Origin of the sequence: Streptomyces pyxinae (assembly GCF_024756275.1) — a bacterium.
Classification (GTDB): domain Bacteria; phylum Actinomycetota; class Actinomycetes; order Streptomycetales; family Streptomycetaceae; genus Streptomyces; species Streptomyces pyxinae.
The window spans coordinates 55,763-73,102 of sequence record NZ_JANUGQ010000003.1 but is presented as its reverse complement, the minus strand read 5'-3'; the positions used below and the strand labels follow the sequence as shown (position 1 = coordinate 73,102).

Sequence of the window (17,340 nt, the reverse complement as noted above, 5' to 3'; positions counted from 1 at the left end):
ACACCCCGGAGTACCGAGCAGCGGTGGACGGGGGTGACACGGTGACCGAAGTCCTGCTGCTGATTCTCGCCCTGGCCCTGACCCTGGCCTGCGCGGTGTTCGTCGCGGCCGAGTTCTCCCTGACGACCGTCGAGCGCGGCGAGCTGGAGCGCGCCGCCGACGCCGGGGAGCGGGGCGCCGACGGGGCCCTCAGGGCCGTACGGAAGCTGACCTTCCAGCTCTCCGGCGCCCAGTTGGGCATCACCGTGACCTCGCTGGTCATCGGCATGCTCGCGGAGCCGTCGATCGCCGTGCTGCTGCGCGGCCCGCTGACCGCCGCCGGTCTCGGCGGGGCCGCCCCCTCGGTGGCCACCGTCCTCGGGGTGGCGCTCTCCACCGTGCTGCTGATGGTCGTCGGCGAGCTGGTGCCGAAGAACTGGGCGATCTCCCGCCCGCTGGCCGTCGCCAAGGTGGTGGCGGGGCCGCAGCGCGGGTTCACGGCCGCGTTCGCGCCGTTCATCCGGCATCTGAACAGCACCGCCAACCGCTTCGTGCGCCGGGTGGGCCTGGAGCCGGCCGAGGAGCTGGCCTCCGCCCGTACCCCGGAGGAGCTGGTGGCGCTGGCCGAGCACTCGGCGCGGGAGGGCGCGCTGGAGGAGGACTCGGCCCGGCTCTTCGTCCGCACCCTGGGGCTGAGCGGGCTGACCGCCGAGAACGTGATGACCCCGCGGGTGGACGTGCTGGCCCTGGAGGCCGGCGCCACCGCCGCCGACGCGGCCAATCTGACCCTGGCCACCGGTCTCTCCCGCTTCCCGGTCTACCGGGGCTCGCTGGACGAGGTCGTCGGCACCGTGCACGTACGCGATGTGCTGGCGCTGCCGGAGGCGGAGCGGGCCACCACCCGGGTGACCGCGCTCGCCACCCCGCCGCTGCTGGTCCCCGACACCCTGCCCGCCGACCGGCTGCTTGAGCGGATGCGGGCGGCCCGGACGATGGCCGTGGTCATCGACGAGTACGGCGGCACGGCCGGTGTCGCGACGGTCGAGGACATCGTGGAGGAGGTCGTCGGCGAGGTGCGGGACGAGCACGACCCGCTGGAGGTCCCGGACCTGGTGGCCGCCCCGGCCGGTGCCGACGGGCGCCCGGCCTGGGAGGCGGACGGCGGGGTGCGGATCGATCAGCTCGCCGCGGTCGGCCTGACCGCCCCGGAGGGGCCGTACGAGACGGTCGCCGGCCTGATCGCCACCCGGCTGGCCCGGATCCCGGCCGTGGGCGACACGGTCGGGCTGGACGGCTGGCAGTTGCTGGTGCTGGCGGTCGACCACCACCGTGCCGACCGGGTACGGCTCACCGGACCGGCGCCCGCCGCCCCCGAGCCGCCGTCCGGCGACCGGGAGGACGGGCCCGGCGACCGGCAGGAGCGCGGCACCCGGGCGGACGGGCATGGCGCCCGGGACGACGGGCGTGGTGCCCGGGACGACGGGCGCAGCGCCCGCTCGGACGGGTACGGCACCCGGGACGACCGCGGGGCCCGGCCGGAGCTGGAGGCGGCCCGATGACCACCGTCCAGTTGCTGATCGGCGCCCTGACGCTGGTGACCAACGCCTTCTTCGTGGCCGCCGAGTTCGCCCTGATCTCGGTGCGCCGCAGCCAGGTCGAACCGGCCGCCCGGCGCGGCGAGACCCGGGCCCGGATCACTCTCTGGGGCCTGGAGCACATCTCCCAGCTGATGGCCACCGCCCAGCTCGGCATCACCGTCTCCTCGCTGGTGCTGGGCGCCGTCGCGGAGCCGGCCATCGCCCATCTGCTGGAGCCCGCCTTCGCGGCGGTCAGCGTGCCGGACGCGCTGGTGCACCCGATCGCCTTCGTGCTCGCGCTGACGGCGGCGACGTACGCGCACATGCTCTTCGGCGAGATGGTGCCGAAGAACATCGCGCTGGCCGCGCCGGTGCCCACCGCGCTGTTCCTCGGCCCGCCGCTGGTGGCGCTCACCCGGGCGCTGCGCCCGCTGGTGTTCGCCATCAACGCCTTCGCCAACACCCTGCTGCGGCTGCTGCGGGTGGAGCCGAAGGACGAGGTGGGCTCGGTCTTCACCGACGACGAGCTGGCCCGGCTGGTCGAGGACTCCAGCGAGGCGGGGCTGCTCACGCCCGCCGACGGCGAGCGGCTGCGGGACGCGCTGGAGCTGGGCACCCGGCCGGTCGGCGAGATCGCCCTGCCGGCCGCCCGGATGCGCACCGTGCCGGCCACCGTCACCCCGGCGGAGCTGGAGCGCGCGGCGGTCGCCGCCAAGTTCTCCCGCTTCCCGGTGACCGGGACGGGCGGGGCCGGCGACCAGGTGCTCGGCTACCTCCACATCAAGGACACCCTGGGCGTGGCCGAGCGGGACAAGCCGTTCCCGCGCTCGGCGCTGCACCCGGTGACCCGGGTCCGGCCGGACACCCCGCTGGACGACACCCTCACCGCCCTGCGCGCCGAGGGCAGCCACCTGGCGGCCGTCACCGGCGAGGGCGGCGCGGTGATCGGATACGTCACGATGGAGGACGTCCTGGAGGAACTGGTCGGCCCCGCCGCCCCGGCCGCCGGCACCACCACGGGCCCCGGCTCCGCCGCGGGCTCCCCCGGCCCCGTCGCCGCCCCCGGCCCCGCCCTCGTCACCGGAACGAGCCCGTCGGGCCGGTGACCCCGGTGGGCGGGTGACCCCGTCGGGCCGGTGACCCCGGCGGGCGGATGACCCCGGTGGGCGGATGACCCTGCCGGACGGTGCGGCCCGGCGATCCGGCGGTCCGGGGTGCCTCGTGAGTGGGTGCGGCCCGTCGGTCCGATGACCTCGGGCCGTACCGGAGGCCGGTGCGGCTCCGGCCTCCGGTACGGCCCCCGCCCGGCCTGCGTGACCGCGCCCCGGGGCCCGGCTCCGGGGGCCCGGGGGGCCCTGCCCGCCCCGGACATCCCCCGCCCACGGACCCCCCGCCCCGGCACGGATCGCGCCGGGGCGGGGTGGCCCGCACACTGGAACCAGTCCCGACGGCCGGCCCGCGAGGGGGTTCCCGTGCACGACGTGCCGCTGTGGCTCTGGCTGGTGTTCGGCGCCCTCGTCGTGGTCTCGCTCGCCGTCGACCTGCTCGCCCACCGCCGGGAGCATGTGATCGGCTTCCGCGAGGCCGCCGGATGGAGTGCCGTCTGGGTCGGGCTGGCGGTCGCCTTCGGGGCGGTCGTCTTCGTGGTGGTGGGCACGGACGCGGGCGTCGAGTACACCACCGCCTGGCTGCTGGAGAAGAGCCTGTCGGTCGACAACCTCTTCGTCTTCGCGCTGGTCTTCGGCTACTTCCGGGTGCCCCGCGCCTATCAGCACCGGGTGCTCTTCTTCGGCGTGCTGGGCGCGCTGGTCTTCCGGGGGCTGTTCCTGGCGGCTGGGGTGGCGGTGGTGAACCGGTTCACGGCGGTGCTCTTCGTCTTCGCCGCGATCCTCTTCTACAGCACCTACAAGCTGCTCAAGGGCGACGACGAGAGCTTCGACCCCGGCCGCAGCATCGCCGTACGGGCCCTGCGCAAGGTGGTGCCGGTGCGGGACGAGTACGCCGGGACGCACTTCTTCGTCCGGGAGGCGGGCCGCCGGGTGGCGACCCCGCTGCTGGCGGTGGTGGCCGCGATCGAGGCGGCGGACCTGGTCTTCGCGGTGGACAGCGTCCCGGCGGTGCTGGCGGTCAGCAGCGACGCCTTCATCGTCTACACCAGCAACGCCTTCGCCATCCTGGGCCTGCGGGCGCTGTACTTCCTGCTCGCCGGGCTGCTGGAGCGCTTCCACCACCTGAGCAAGGGCCTCGCGGTCATCCTGGGCTTCATCGGCGTCAAGCTCGTCCTCCAGGCCGCCCACAAGACGATCAGCACCGCCGTCCCGGAGATCCCCTCCCTGGTGAGCCTCGCCGTCATCGTGCTCGTCCTGGCCGCCTCGGTGACGCTCAGCGTCCTCCGCCCCCCGCCCCCGTCCGAGACCGGGGCCGGGCGGGCCCAGGGGGACGACGGCGACCGGGGCGGGGTCTGACAGCCGCCCCCACCCACTGCCGCTCAGCCGGCCTTCAGGCGTTCCAGGAACTCCGGGACCCCGTCGACCCGCCGGTGGGGCGAGAAGGCCGGCGCGAGCTCACGGACCAGTGCGACACACCGAGGGGCCCCGACGCGGATCGCCAGGTCGAGCGCTTCACCGGTCACCGCGAGGGCCTGTTCGACGTCCCCCGACCCGAGGTGGCCCCTGGCCTGGTAGGTCAGGAAGATCCCCCGGGTCTTGTCCCTGGCCCGGGGCAGCAGGGCCATGCCTTCGACGATCCGTGCGCGGGCCTCCGTGACACGGCCGAGTTCCAGCAGGCACTGGCCGGAGTCCACGGCCAGGTCGGCGGGGCTCATCCACGCGCACCAGCCGGGGGCGGGTTCCGCCGTCTCGACGGCGAGGGCGGATTCGGCCGCGGACAGGTCGCGGTGGCAGGCGGTGCGGTCGCCCAGGACGGCGTGCGCCCTGGCCCGCCGCAGGAACAGCAGGGACCGCGCGGTCGGATGCCCGATCCCTGACAACGCGTGCCCGAGCTGGTCCACCGCGACTCTCGGCTCGCCGAGCCAGGTGGCCTGGTAGGCGAAGTCCGACAGCACCCCGGCCCCGTGGCCGCGGTCACCGGCCGCGTGCGCGGACTGCAGCGCGGCCTCCCAGAGCTTGCCGGCCGCCCAGTGCCGGCCCTGGTCGAAGCGGTACCAGCCGCAGGTGGTGGCGAGCGAAGCCGCCAGCACATGGAGGCGGCGGCCGGTCTTCTCGCCGTAGTCGCCCTTTCTGATCAGGTCGGTGACGGTGGCCAGGTGGGCGTCCATCAGGCGGATGGCATGCTGGCGCCGTTCGGTGGGCAGGGCCGTCAGACCCTTGCTGGTGTCCTCCAGCCAGTCCACGAGCTCGCCGTCGACCCGTTTGCCGCCCAAGGGCAGAACGAGGCGTTCCGGCTCGATCGTGGCCCACTGGGCACCGAGATCGGCCAGCGAGACGGCGCTGAAGGTCATGAAGCTGCGGCGGTCCATGGTGGCTCTCTGTGCGTCGTGAAGTGCTTGAACGGTGTAAGCGGCTCGCAGCGGCAGTGGCTCGTCCTGTCCGGGAAGCCAGTAGGGCCAGCCGTACGCCTCCATGTCCGAGACGGGGACGTCGAAGGCCTGGGCGATCAGGAGCTGGGAGTCGGTGTTCGGCTTCTTGCGCCAGTGCTCCCAGCGGCTGACAGCCGCCTTGTCGGCACCGGACCGGAGCCCGTGACGGCGGGCGGCTTCGTCCAGCCGGGCGACCAAGTCGCCCTGCGACCAGCCGCGCAGTTCCCGGGCGTAGACGAGAGGGTGCCGGATCGGGTCGTCCATGGGGTCAATCCCATCATCGACAGTGACGACGAGCCTACTGCGAGCGAGTGCGGGACAACCCCGGGACTACGGAATTTGTCTGGTCGGTGCCCTTCGGCCGGGGGTGTACTCGGCGTGTTCCGACACGTTCCTTCGTCAAGCGGAAGGACTCTGCTCATGAGGCGACGCGCTGCGGTCATCGGCCTCGGTCACCAGGCACTCGAAGACCATCTGCCCGGCTTGCTCGGGTCCAACAGAGCCGAACTCGTCGCCGTCTGCGACAGCGACCCCGACATCCTCCGACGACGGCGGGAGTCGTTCCAGGTCGCCGCATTCGGCCAGGTGGCCGACTTGCTTGACGCCGCAGCCCCGGACTTCGTGATCGTCGCCGTCCCGCACCACGCGGGCCGAGCGGTGGTCGAGGAGTGCGCCGGCCGTGGCGTTCACGTTCTCAAGGAGAAGCCGTTCGCCACCTCACTGTCCGAGGCCCGTGAGTTGGCCGCGATCTGCAGAGCCGGGCAGATCGAGCTGATGGTCACCCTCCAGCGACGGTTCAACCCGATCTACACATCGGCGGAGCAGTTCCTCGACCAGATCGGCACCCCGTTTCTGATCGACGGCCGGTACACCTTCCACACCGACGACCCCGGGGGCGGGTGGAGGGGCAAGGTCCAGCAGGCCGGTGGCGGCTGCATCATCGACATGGGATACCACCTCATCGACCTGCTGCTGTGGTACTTCGGCCTGCCCAGCCGGGTCATGGCCGACTTCTCCGCCACCGCCGTGCCCGGAAGCGGCTATGACGCCGAGGACACGGCCGTCATCCAGCTCGGTTACGAATCCGACTTGTACGGCTCGGTGCTGCTGTCGCGGTGGGTGGCCCCCAAGACCGAGAAGCTGCACGTTGTCGGTACGCGCGGCTCGGTGCTGCTCACCAAGGGTCGGGTCCAGCGGCTTGACCTTCGCGGGGCGGTGGTGGAGGAGCTGTCCCGGCCTCATGCACCCGCGAACGCGGCGACTGCCCAGATCGACTACTTCTGCCGGGTGCTGGACGGAGAGCGTCTCAACACCTCCAGTCCCCGGCACCAGCTCGCCCACGCCGCCTTCATCGCCTCCTGCTACCAGTCCAAGGCCGCCGGGCACTACATCGACCCGAAGGAGATGCTGTGACGTCCCCCCTTGCCCTTCTCGGTGGTGAACCCGTCGTGACCGCTGCCGGCCCGCACTTCAGCTGGCCACCGATCGATGACGCCACCCGGGCCCGTGTCACCACGCAACTGGAGTCCGCCGTGTCGATCCCGAGCCGGTCCGGAATCGTGGCCGATCTGGAGGACGGCCTGCAGGAGTACTTCGGTGTCCGCCACGCGATCACCACTAGCTCGGGTACCGCCGCGCTGCACGCCATGTACGCTGCCGCCCGGGTCGATGCCGGAGACGAAGTGATCGTGCCCGCCTGGACGTTCCACGCCACTGCTTCCCCCCTGTTCCACCTCCGCGCGGTGCCCGTGTTGTGTGAGACCAGTCCGGACGGCAATATCGACCCGGCCTGTGCCGAGGAGCTGATCACCCCGCGTACACGTGCGCTGATGGCTACCCACCTATGGGGGCGCCCGGCTGATACTCACGCGCTTGCCGCCGTCGCCGGCGCCCACGGCGTGAGCCTGCTGGAGGATGGTTCGCATGCCCATGGCGCCAGTGTCCATGGCCGGAAGATCGGTACTTTCGGTCTGGCCTCTGCCTTCTCCCTCAACGGGCCCAAGCCGCTCTCCGGTGGTGAGGGTGGGTTCGTCCTGACAGACGACGACGACACGTACTACCGGGTGTTGACGTTCGCCCACTACAACAAGCGATGCAGGTCCGAGATCCCCAAGAGCCACCCTCTGGCCCGGTACGCGGTCACCGGCTCCGGTCTCAAACTGCGCATCCATCCCCTGGCTGCCGCACTTGCCTTCGACCAACTCCACCGCCTCGATGGTTACCTCGCAGGCCGGGCAGAGATCGCCCGATTTCTCGCCGACCATCTCGCCGGGGTACCCGGGCTGGAGGTCATGCCGGTACCCGAAGGAGTGATTGCGTCCTGGTACGGGCTGACGCTCACCTACCACCCCGAAAGGCTCGGTGGCCTTTCGATCGAGCGCTTCCATCAGGCACTCGCCGCCGAGGGAGCCGTCGAGTTCGACCGGCCCGGCTCCACCCGCCCCCTGCACGAGCTTCCGCTCTACCAGCACCCGGGTTCGCTGTTCCCGGGACACCCACGCCACCACCGTCAGTATCGGGCCGGGTCCTTCCCCGTGGCTGAACACGCCCACCGCCACACGATCAAGCTCCCGGTCTGGCATCGTGAGCAGGATCTCGCGCTGGCCGAGCAGTATGTGCGCGCGGCCGCCAAGGTGAGTGACCACCACCAGGAGTTGCTGTGACCGTTTCCTCCCCCTACTTCCTCGCCCGCCTGATCGATGAAGCCCGGGCCGACGGCATCACCGGCCTCGTGGCCGGTGCCGTCGTCACCGACGCCGACCGGGTGTTGCTTCTTCGGCGCAGGGCCGACGACTTCCTGGGCGGGATGTGGGAGGTCCCCTCCGGCAAGGTCGAGGCTGGGGAGACCCTGGTGGAGGCGCTCCACCGCGAGACCACCGAAGAGACCGGCCTGACCATCGGCGAAGTGCTCCGCTACGTAGGCCACTTCGACTACCCGGACAGCCGTGGCGGTATCACCCGGCAGTTCAACTTCGCCGTCACCGTGGAGAAGACCGAGCCGATCGTTCTCACCGAGCACGACACCCACCAGTGGGCGCTGCCCGGTGACCTGCCCGAGGTCAGCGAGGCGGTGCGGATGCTGATCGCTCCCTGATCGCGGGAGGGGTGCCGGGGGGCCAGGGTGGGCCCCGGGTGGCGCGTGTCCGCCGTGGGGGTGCCGGGGCCGGTGCGTGCCGGGCAGCCGGCCCGGGCCGGTGCGGTACGGGTCGCCGGGGCGGGGGCGGGCGTAGCATGGGGGGCTTTCGCGGGGCGGCAGGGGCGTCGTGGGGCGGGGTCGGAGGGAGGTCGCGTGACGGAGCGGGAGCGGGGCGGCGCGGGGCATCCCCGGCGGCGCGGGCAGGGGGAGTTGGAGGGGCAGGTGCTGGCGGTGCTGCGGCCGGCGCCCGGGCCGGTGAACGCCGGGTGGGTGCAGGAGCGGCTCGGCGGGGGACTCGCGTACACCACGGTGATCACGATCCTGACCCGGCTGCTCGCCAAGGGCGCGGTCAGCCGGGAGCGGGCGGGCCGGTCCTTCCTGTGGACGGCCACGGCCGACGAGGCGGGGCTCGCCGCGCTGCGGATGCGGCGGGTGCTGGACGGCGAGGCGGACCGGAAGGCGGTGCTGGCGAGCTTTGTCACCGCGCTGCCGCCGGGGGACGAACGGCTGCTCCGGGAGCTGCTGGCGCAGGCCGGGGACGAGGCGGAAGACTGACCGATGGGGCTCTTCGTCCTTCTGCCGCTGGTGCTGCCGCTGAGCGCGTGGCCGGTCGCGCGGCTGGCGGAGCAGCATCTGCACCCGCGTACCGCCACCCGGCTGCTGTCCGCCGTGGCGGGCGTACTGGCCGTGTGCAGCACCCTCTGCCTGGGGCTGCTGGTGGTGGTCGGCACCGCGCAACTGCCCGGCAACCCGCTGCCGGACGGCTGGTCGGATCCGGAGGTGCGGGCGGCGGTGCCGTACGACGAGGTGGCGGGGAAGCTCGCCATCCCGGCGCTGCTCGCGGTGCTGGCAGCCGGGGCCCGGACCGCCTGGCGCCACGCGGCCGTACGCCGCCGGGCCGGCCGCGCCCTGGCCTCGCTGCCCGACCGGCCGGTGGCGGTGCTGCCGGACCCGGAGCCGTACGCGTACGCACTGCCCGGCGGGCGGCGGGGCGGCGGCCGGGTGGTGGTCACCGCCGGGATGCTGGCCGGACTGGAACCGGCCGAGCGGCGCGCCCTGTTCGCCCATGAGCGGGCGCATCTGCGGGGCCGGCACCACCGCTACCTGCTGACGGTGAGCCTGGCGGCCGGGGCCAACCCGTTCCTGCGCCCGCTGCGCACCGCCGTGGCCTACACGGCCGAGCGGTGGGCCGACGAGGACGCCGCCGCGGCGGTCGGCAGCCGGCGCGTGGTGGCGCGGGCGATCGGCCGGGCCGCCCTGGTCACGCGCGGGGCGCCGCCGCCCGGACTGGCCGGGTTCGCGGCGGCCGGACCGGTGCCGCGCCGGGTGGCCGCGCTGCTGGCCCCGGCGCCCGCCGCGCGCAGCTGGCCGCCGCTCTCCACCACGGCCGGGCTGGCCGCCTGGGGCGCCGCCGCCGGGACGACGGCGTCGGCGCTCTCCTCGGCCAACTCCGCCGTCACGCTCTTCCAGATCCTGAGGGCGGCCACCCCGCTCTGAGCCGCCGGGGCCGTCGAAGGCCGCCGGGCCGCCGGGCCGCCGGGCCGCCGGGAGAGCCGGGACCACTGGGGCCGCCGGGGCGCCGGGGCTGTCGGGACAGCCGGGCCCGAAGCCCGGACCCACCACCCCGGGCCCCGGGGCGATCTCAGAGGTCGAACTCGTGGGGCGGGAGGCCGAGGGCGAAGCACGCCTCGCGCACGACGGCCTGCTCGGTCTTGTCGAAGTCGCCGTCCGCGCCGCCGATGACGATGCCGATCTGGACGACCGCCCGCGCCTCGGCCGGCTTCTTCTTCGCCTTCGCCACCTCCTGCAACACGCTCACCTTGCCGAAGTCGAAGTCGGCGGCCAGCTTGTCGAGGTTCTCCTCGAAGCGGCGGCGCAGGTCGTCGGCGGGGAAGTTCTGGAGCACCTCGTTGGAGGCGATCAGCTGGGCCACCCGGCTGCGCTCGGCCGGGTCGATGGTGCCGTCGGCGGCGGCGACCAGGGCGCACATCGCCATCGAGGCGTCCCGGAAGGCCCCGCTCTTGAGGTCGTTCTTCTTCGCCGTCAGCTGCGTCTGCATCGTCGTGGCGGATTCCTTGATGCGGTCCCACAGGGCCATGAACGGTACTCCAGATGCTCGGGGTCTTCGGGGTTTTCGGCGCCCCGCCTCTACATTCTTGTAGAAGTTATCAGGGCGCCCGTAAGACCCGGATCAGTCGTCGCCGTCCTCGTCGCCCCCTTCGTCGTCGCCCTCGAAGAAGTCGCCCACCTCGTCCACGACTTCGGCCGCCACCAGACCGCCGGCCACCCCGACCGCGAGCCCGGCGGCACCGGCGGCGACGGCCGTGCCCATGCCGGGGCCGGAGCGGTGGTGGCCGTGGCCGCGGTCCTCTCCGTGGGGGTGGCCGTGGCTGGTGTGGTGCGGCGCGTGATGCTCGTAGGAGGAGGCGTACGGGGACGGGGAGTACGGGGAGTGGGCGGCGGACTTGGCGTGATGGTCCACCAGTTGGGCGACCCAGCCGTCCACCAGGGCGTTCCAGTCGGTGGTGGCCGCCTGGTCATGGCTGACCGTGTACCGGTTGAGTACGTCTCCGCCGCCGCCGAACGGGCCGCCGCGCTTGTCCGCCTCCAGCACCACGTCCGTCCCGGCGGGCGTGGCCAGGAAGGTCACCTCGATCTCGCTCACCGCGTGCGCGTACCGGGGCGCCGGGCTCAGCTCGATCTCCTGGTAGAACGGCAGCAGTTGACCGGTACCACCGATGTGACCGTACTCCAGATCGGCGGCCCGGAAGCCGAAACCGAGCTGTCCGAACGCCTCGAGTACCGCCTCCTGCACCGGCAGCGGGCGGACCGCCAGCGGGTCCAGGTCGCCCTTGTCCCGGGCGCCGGCCACCCCCAGCTCGGTACGGACGCCGAGGACGATGCCGAGCGGCTGCCCGTACAGCTCGGTCACCGGCGTCTCCCACGGCAGGGTGACCGAGAACGGCAGCGAGCGCCGCTCCCCCTCGGCGAGCCGGAAGCCGCCGGCCACCGTGTACCGCTCGAACGTGACGGTGCCCTCCCGCTCGCCCTCGGAGGACTCCGCCTCCACCCGGGCGACGAGTTCCAGGGTGATGTGCTCGATGTCGAAGTCGGCCTGGCCGCCCCGGAGATGGATCTGACCGGTGAGGCCGGAGCCGGGCAGTGCCGCGCCCGGGTCGAGGACCGTGTCCACGGCGGGGCCGCCGACGCCGAGGGAGCCGAGCAGCTTCTTGAACACCATGGTGGCGTTCACTCCTTAGTGATGCCCTAGTGATGCCCTGGGGCGATGTCCGCGATGTCTGAGAGTGTTTCTACATGTGTGTAGAAACGTCAGAAGCATAGAAGCACACGGCGGAGAGGGCGTCACGGAAGCCTCGGCGGGTGGCCGGTAATGGCCGGGCCGACCGGTACCGAGCGGTCGGCCGGCTGGATCAGGACCGGCTGATCCACCAGGAACTGATGCGGTCGTTGGCGTTGTTGCCCACATACGGCTCGCTGAAGGTGCCGCCGGACCCGCACCTGCCGCAGTAGTAGACGTCGAGGCCGTAGTTGGCGTGGTCGTAGCCCGAGACGGTGTCGCAGGAGTTGAAGGTCTTGAAGGAGCTGATCCGGTCGTTCCAGGCGTCGCCCACATAGGCGAAGCCGTAACCCTCGGCGTTGCAGCCGCCGTAACTGCCGCGGATCTGGGTGCTGTCGCCGCCGTAGTCGATGTCCGCGTACCAGGTCATCAGCAGAGTGGCGGCGGCCGCCCGGCCGGTCGGTGCCGGTGCCTCGGTGCCGGTGGCGCAGTCGCGGGAGAGCACCCGCGAGGCGGACTCGCCCGGGCGCAGCTGGTCGAGGACGACCACACAGTGCCGGGCGGGCGCGGCGGGAGCTGACTGGGCGGCCTGGGCGGTGGCGGTGGGCAGCAGGAAGGCGGCGGAGGCCAGTACCGCGGTGAACCTGGAGCGGGCGGAGCGCGGAAGGCGGAGTGCGCGCATGGGTTCTCCTTCTGGACGAGCGAGGCGTGCTGGGGGGAGATGCCCGGTGGCGGGGCCGGGCAGTGCGGCCGGGACGGGCGCGCGGACGCACGGGGGCGCGGCCGGGGCGGGAAGTGGTGGGCCCGGCGACTCCGACGGCTCCGCGCGCCGGAAGACAGCCCCGCGCGCCGGAAGACGGCTCCGCGCGCTGGAACTGGTACGCGAACGCCGGCCCGGGATCCGGCCCCCTTCCGGTGCGCCGGATCCCACCCCCGGTGCGCCGGGGCGCCGGCTCCGGTGTGCCCGGGTCCTGGTCCGCAGGCCCCAGCCCCAGGCCCCAGCCCTCGGGCCTACCTTAGGCCGGACACCTTGAAGACGGCGCGCACCGCCTCCCCCTCGACCCGGTCCGCCAGCCGGCCCAGGGCCGTCGTGCCGCACCGCAGCGTGCCATGGCTCGCGCTGGCCCGGAGGCCCGCGTCCAGCAGCAGCCAGAGCGCCGGGTTGCCGGCCAGCACCCGGGGGTCCAGCTCGACCTCGCCGTCCTCCGCGTCCCGCAGGACCAGCCGCTGGGCCACCCCGTCGGTCCAGGCGACCGACACCAGCCGGTCGGTACGCACCCAGCGCTCGGCCAGCACCCCGCGCGAGACCAGCAGCCCGGGCCGCGCCGACACCCGGTCCGGGACCAGGACCAGGAGCAGCAGGGCGGCCAGCACGGTCCACAGCAGGGCGCGCGGCCCGGTGAGGGTACCGGCCGCCGCGTCGACCGTCAGCAGCAGCACCAGGAAGGTCCCGGCGCAGCCGCCGGCGAACCGGAGGCGCGAGCCCCATTCGCCGTCCTCGGCCATGGCCGCGCGGGACCCGGCGGGCCCGGCGGCGGTGCTGCCACCCATGGCCCGACGGTACGTCCCCGGACCCGCGATGGCGCCGCCGCTTTACGCCACACTGACGGAGCCCGAGCGGCGTCTTGACGCCGAGGGGGGGGCGCCGGTGCCGCCGCCTGCCGGGACCCCCGGGCCCCCGTCGGAACGCTCCCGGGACCCCCGGTCGCCCGGTCGGAGCACCCCCGGGACCCCCGGGCCCCCGCTCCGGCCCGCCGGGCGGGACCTTCCGCCCGGCGGGCCGGGCCGTACGCCCCTGCCGGCGGTCCGGTGGGCCGGGCAGGCTGGAGGGTGCGCCGAACGTTCCGTACGGGAGCCGTCGGACCCGCCCCGCACCGGGGCCGCGCCGGACGTCCCGTACGAGAGCGCAGGAACCGTACGAAGGGGAAGCGATGCCCTCCGTCCAGCCCGGCACGGCGACGGTCACCCGTCTGGTGGAGGACGCCTGCGCGGCGCCCTCCCTGCTCAACGCCCAGCCTTGGGCCTTCCGTTGGAACACCGCCACCGGCGAGCTGGCCCTGCGCGCCGATCCGGGGCGCCGGCTGTCCCGGACCGACCCGGACGACCGGGCGCTGCACCTCGGCTGCGGGGCGGCGCTCCTCAACCTGCGGGTCGCGGCGGCGCGCGCGGGGTGGCGGGCGGTCGTGCGGGAGCTGCCGGACCCGGCCGACCCGGAGCTGCTGGCCGCCGTCGCGTTCGACCGGGGCGAGGCTCCCGACCCCGGGCTCGCGGAGCTGTACCCGGCGATCGCCCGGCGGCGCAGCGTCCGGACACCCTTCACCGAGGAGCCGGTACCGGAAGAGTTGCTCGACGGACTGTGCGGCGCCGCCCTCGCCGAGGGGGCCCGGCTGTCGCTCCTGGGCGCCTGGCAGGTGGCCGACGCGCTGGCGCTGCTGGACGAGGCCGAGCGGGCCGAGGCGGCGGACCCGGCCGCGCGGGCGGAGGTCGCCCGGTGGACCGGGCCCGGGGCGGGGCCGGACGGCATCCCCGGGTACGCCTTCGGACCGCGCCCGGCCGCCGGGCCGGTACCCGTCAGGGCGTACGGGAAGGTCCACGAGGGCCCGGGCCCGGGCGGCGGGGACGAGCCCCCGGAGGCGGCGGAGTTCGAGCGGGCGCCCCGGCTCGCGGTGCTCTCCACCCGGTACGACCGCCCGGGGGACTGGCTGCGGGCCGGGCAGGCCCTGGAACGGGTGCTGTTGCGAGCGACCCGGGACGGACTGGCCACGTCCCTGAACTCGCAGTCCGTGGAGCGGCCCGAACTGCGCTGGGCCGTCCGCGATCCGCTCTCCGCCGCCGGTCACCCGCAGCTGATGCTGCGCTTCGGGTACGGCTCCGACGCCTCCGGCGCCCCGCCCCGGCGGCCGGTGACCGAGGTGCTGGAGGTCGTACCGGACGGCGGGGGAGAGCCGGACGGCCCGGCGGACAGGGGTGATCCGAGTGGCCCGGGTGAGTCGGGGAGCGGTCAGGCGGCGGCCATGGCCGAGGACGGGGCGCGGTCCACCACCAGATAGGCGTCACGGGTGATGTCCATGACCACCTCGGCCGGTACGCCCTCCTCGCGCCTGCGCGCCGCGTACTCCTCCGCGGGCCACGAGCCCCGGGGTGCGCCTGCCGGGAACGAAGCCAGGATCTTGCCGTCCACGCCTGCCTCCTCGTCGTACGACCCTTGTGCGAGTCCGGTGATTTCGCCACGGCCGCCACGGTTCCGGGCAGGTGAGCGGGGCGCTCAACTCCCGCTGGTTCCCGAGGAGATGCCGTGAGGTGCCGTTGGAGAGCGCTTGCCCCCGAGCAAGATCCCTAACAGCGCGTACGGAGACGAATTCGGCCGGTCCGTCGGTCGGGGGTCGTCGGTCCGAGGCCGTCGGCCGGGAGCCCGCCGGTCGGGATCCGCCGGGTCCGGCTACAGCCAGCCCTTCTCCCGGGCGATCCGGACGGCGTCGGCCCGGTTGCGGGCGGAGGTCTTCTGGATGGCGGTGGAGAGGTAGTTGCGTACCGTCCCGGGCGAGAGGTGCAACTGCGCGGCCAGGTCGGCGTTGGCGGCCCCGCCGGCCGCCGCGCGCAGCACCTCGCGCTCCCGGTCGGTGAGCGGGTTCGGTCCCTCCGCCAGGGCGGCGGCCGCCAGGGTCGGATCGATGACCCGCTCGCCGGCCATCACCTTCCGTACGGCATCGGCCAGTTGGGCGGCCGGGGCGTCCTTGACCAGAAAGGCCGAGGCGCCGGCCTCCATGGCGCCGCGCAGGTAGCCGGGGCGGCCGAACGTCGTCAGGACGACGATCCGCAGTCCGGGCACGGCGTCGCGCAGCTCGCGGGCGGCCTCGATGCCGGTCAGTCCGGGCATCTCGATGTCGAGCAGCGCGACATTCACATCGTGTGCCCGGGCCGCCGCCACCACCTCGTCCCCGCGCGCCACTTGGGCCACCACCGCGATGTCCGGCTCCAGCCCGAGCAGGGCGGCCAGGGCCTCCCGGACCATCGACTGGTCCTCGGCCAGCAGGACACGGATCGGGCGCTCGGTCGGGGCGGTCATGCCCCTGATCCTAGGCCCGCCGCCCGATCACGGAGGGGCCGGGCGGCGGCCGGTGCGCGGTGGACGGCCGGCGCCCGGTGGGCGGCCGGTGCGCGGTTGGTGCGCGGTGGGGCCACGCCTCGGACGGCGCGCCCCCGTCGTCGAGGCTGCCGGGTTGTCGAGCCGTTCCATGGGCTCGTTCACCCATGGTTGTCCCGTCATGTGCTGGTCCCCGGCCCGGGCGGGTGCGAGGATGGTGTCCCCTCCGGGCGGTGGTCCGTGGTCGCCGTCCGGAGCGGTGTCAATGGCCCCGCCACCAGCGGCCCCGGCCGGGCAGGTGCGGCGGGCGGGCGGCCAGGCCTCGGCGGCAGCCGCTGGCGGGGACGATCCTGGCCGGCGGGACGCCGGGGCGCGGCGCCCCTTTCCCCGCCCACTCACCCGGCCGGTCCGCGGTGGTGCCCACCGGCGGCGTCCACGAGGCGGCTCGGCTCGGTCTACCCGGCGAAGGACGGGACGGGGTGGTCGGGCTCGGCCAACCACGGCCGATGTGTCCCGTCCGGGAGGACGGTGAGCCCGAAGGAGCCCAACCCCGGCGATCCCCGCTCCCGCCACCATTCCAGCGCCCCGGACACCTCGTCCCAGAGCTTGCGCGGGCCGGACTGATGAACAGTGGCCGGGCGCGCCCCCGTGCGGAAGACGACCGAAGCCCACGAGCGTGACCCCTCGGTCATGTCGAAGAACCAGACCGTGGAGCTGTCCTCGCCGGAGTTGACCACATGCGCGCAGTCCGGGACGCACAGACCCAGCACGAACTTCGGCCCCAGGAAGCGCCGGTCCTCGCCCAGGTCCGACAGGCTGACGGATGTCTCCGTCTCGGCGGCGTCCCCGGGATACTCCCCCACGTGGTTGCCGAAGCGCCGCCAGTCCAGCCGCTGAGCGCGAAGCTTCATGAACTCCAGCGGGCGCAGGAAGGGCCCGCTCGCGCTGCCGTCGTCGGCCACGGTCAGCCGGACCAGAGCGTCCTCGTCCGAGTAGTGCGTTCCCCACGGGGCGACGATCAGGCCGCCGGGGCGGGTCTGCTCCAGCCAGGCGGCAGGCAGCTGCCGTACTCCCGCCGTGACGATCACGCGATCATAGGGAGCTTCGTCCGGGTGGCCCTCCCCGCCGTCACCGCACACCACCTTCGGACGCAGCCCGAGACGGGCGAGGGCGGCGCGCGCCGATACCGCCACCGTCTCGTCCACCTCGACCGTGACGACGCACCGGTCGCCCAGCCGGGCCGACAGCAGTCCGGCGTTCCACCCCGTGCCCGTACCGATCTCCAGCACGCGCGCGTCCGGGAAGACAGCGAGGTCGGCCAGCATGCGTGTGACGACGGACGGCATGCTCGCCGAACTTGTCGGCACCCGCCCCGGTTCGGAGCCGGAGTGCTTTCCGTCGTCCCACTGGGTCGTGATCGGGACGTTGGCGTACACCGCCCGCTCCCAGTCCTCCGGGTCCGTACGCCGGTCCACCGCCCGGTCGGTCCCGGTGTCCATGTCGTGGGGCCAGGCCAGGTCCGGCAGGAAGGCGGCGCGCGGGACCGCGTCGAAGGCCTCGGACCAATCGGTGGTCAGAGCACCGGAGTCGAGCAGTGACCGCGTCAACTCCCCATAGTGATCGACGCGGTCCGCCAGGTCGGGCTCCTGGCTCACTTGCGATGGTCCCCGTCTCCCTCGGGGGAACCGCCGTCCGGCGATGGCGGCTTGCCGGGGGGAGTCCACGGCT

17 protein-coding genes are annotated in these 17,340 nt (G+C 73.8%); 9 read left to right on the top strand and 8 right to left on the bottom strand.

What is annotated here, in order from left to right:
* The first annotated feature begins 41 nt into the window (after positions 1-41).
* From NX801_RS05185 to NX801_RS05175, 3 genes are all read left to right on the top strand, one after another.
* Positions 42-1,538 carry a hemolysin family protein gene (locus NX801_RS05185; RefSeq protein ID WP_258785760.1) on the top strand — a complete coding sequence of 499 codons (1,497 nt, stop codon included), beginning with the start codon at positions 42-44 and terminating at the stop codon, positions 1,536-1,538.
* Positions 1,535-2,662, top strand: coding sequence for a hemolysin family protein (locus NX801_RS05180; RefSeq protein ID WP_258785757.1), 1,128 nt, complete (start codon positions 1,535-1,537; stop codon positions 2,660-2,662). Before NX801_RS05185 ends, NX801_RS05180 begins: the two co-directional genes overlap by 4 nt.
* 366 nt (positions 2,663-3,028) lie before the next feature.
* Positions 3,029-4,021, top strand: a complete 993-nt coding sequence (locus NX801_RS05175; protein ID WP_258785753.1) for a TerC family protein — start codon at positions 3,029-3,031, stop codon at positions 4,019-4,021.
* Positions 4,022-4,044: 23 nt separating this feature from the next.
* Here the strand turns inward: NX801_RS05175 and NX801_RS05170 are convergent, their stop codons facing one another.
* Positions 4,045-5,358 (bottom strand): helix-turn-helix transcriptional regulator, encoded by a 1,314-nt coding sequence (locus NX801_RS05170; protein WP_258785752.1) that lies wholly within the window; start codon positions 5,356-5,358, stop codon positions 4,045-4,047.
* Between the two features lie 156 nt (positions 5,359-5,514).
* On the opposite strand from NX801_RS05170, the gene NX801_RS05165 reads away from it, so the two are divergent.
* The 5 genes from NX801_RS05165 (at position 5,515) to NX801_RS05145 (ending at position 9,727) form a co-directional block, all read left to right on the top strand.
* Positions 5,515-6,507 (top strand): Gfo/Idh/MocA family protein, encoded by a 993-nt coding sequence (locus NX801_RS05165; protein WP_258785751.1) that lies wholly within the window; start codon positions 5,515-5,517, stop codon positions 6,505-6,507.
* Complete coding sequence (locus NX801_RS05160; RefSeq protein ID WP_258785750.1) at positions 6,504-7,757, top strand: DegT/DnrJ/EryC1/StrS family aminotransferase; 1,254 nt, start codon at positions 6,504-6,506, stop codon at positions 7,755-7,757. The genes NX801_RS05165 and NX801_RS05160 overlap by 4 nt, the downstream gene beginning before the upstream one ends.
* Positions 7,754-8,188: an NUDIX domain-containing protein gene (locus NX801_RS05155; RefSeq protein WP_258785749.1), complete on the top strand. Its 435-nt coding sequence runs from the start codon at positions 7,754-7,756 to the stop codon at positions 8,186-8,188. Before NX801_RS05160 ends, NX801_RS05155 begins: the two co-directional genes overlap by 4 nt.
* Before the next feature lie 195 nt (positions 8,189-8,383).
* Entirely contained in the window at positions 8,384-8,785 is a 402-nt protein-coding gene (locus NX801_RS05150) for a BlaI/MecI/CopY family transcriptional regulator (protein ID WP_258785747.1), read from the top strand.
* A gap of 3 nt (positions 8,786-8,788) precedes the next feature.
* A complete protein-coding gene (locus NX801_RS05145) occupies positions 8,789-9,727 on the top strand; it encodes a M56 family metallopeptidase (RefSeq protein WP_258785745.1) in 939 nt (312 codons plus the stop codon).
* Between the two features lie 145 nt (positions 9,728-9,872).
* Here NX801_RS05145 and NX801_RS05140 read toward each other — a convergent pair whose 3' ends face one another.
* The 4 genes from NX801_RS05140 to NX801_RS05125 all read right to left on the bottom strand — a co-directional run bounded on the left by NX801_RS05140 (position 9,873) and on the right by NX801_RS05125 (position 13,079).
* Positions 9,873-10,328 (bottom strand): tellurite resistance TerB family protein, encoded by a 456-nt coding sequence (locus tag NX801_RS05140; RefSeq protein ID WP_258785744.1) that lies wholly within the window; start codon positions 10,326-10,328, stop codon positions 9,873-9,875.
* 93 nt (positions 10,329-10,421) lie between these two features.
* Complete coding sequence (locus NX801_RS05135; protein WP_258785743.1) at positions 10,422-11,471, bottom strand: sporulation protein; 1,050 nt, start codon at positions 11,469-11,471, stop codon at positions 10,422-10,424.
* A 190-nt stretch (positions 11,472-11,661) separates the two neighbouring features.
* On the bottom strand, positions 11,662-12,210 hold the full coding sequence (locus NX801_RS05130) for a hypothetical protein (RefSeq protein ID WP_258785742.1): 549 nt from the start codon (positions 12,208-12,210) through the stop codon (positions 11,662-11,664).
* 329 nt (positions 12,211-12,539) lie between these two features.
* The gene (locus NX801_RS05125) at positions 12,540-13,079 is read right to left on the bottom strand and encodes a hypothetical protein (protein ID WP_258785741.1); all 540 of its coding nucleotides are present in this window, start codon (positions 13,077-13,079) and stop codon (positions 12,540-12,542) included.
* A 380-nt stretch (positions 13,080-13,459) separates the two neighbouring features.
* Here NX801_RS05125 and NX801_RS05120 point away from each other — a divergent pair, with 380 nt between their 5' ends.
* Positions 13,460-14,578: an Acg family FMN-binding oxidoreductase gene (locus NX801_RS05120; RefSeq protein WP_258785740.1), complete on the top strand. Its 1,119-nt coding sequence runs from the start codon at positions 13,460-13,462 to the stop codon at positions 14,576-14,578.
* Here the strand turns inward: NX801_RS05120 and NX801_RS05115 are convergent.
* From NX801_RS05115 to NX801_RS05105, 3 genes are all read right to left on the bottom strand, one after another.
* A complete protein-coding gene (locus NX801_RS05115; RefSeq protein WP_258785739.1) occupies positions 14,530-14,709 on the bottom strand; it encodes a hypothetical protein in 180 nt (59 codons plus the stop codon). The two genes, NX801_RS05120 and NX801_RS05115, sit on opposite strands and share 49 nt — an antisense overlap.
* Before the next feature lie 258 nt (positions 14,710-14,967).
* Positions 14,968-15,594 (bottom strand): response regulator transcription factor, encoded by a 627-nt coding sequence (locus NX801_RS05110; protein ID WP_258785738.1) that lies wholly within the window; start codon positions 15,592-15,594, stop codon positions 14,968-14,970.
* Positions 15,595-16,067: 473 nt separating this feature from the next.
* Positions 16,068-17,267, bottom strand: a complete 1,200-nt coding sequence (locus NX801_RS05105) for a methyltransferase domain-containing protein (RefSeq protein WP_258785737.1) — start codon at positions 17,265-17,267, stop codon at positions 16,068-16,070.
* Positions 17,268-17,340 lie beyond the last annotated feature (73 nt).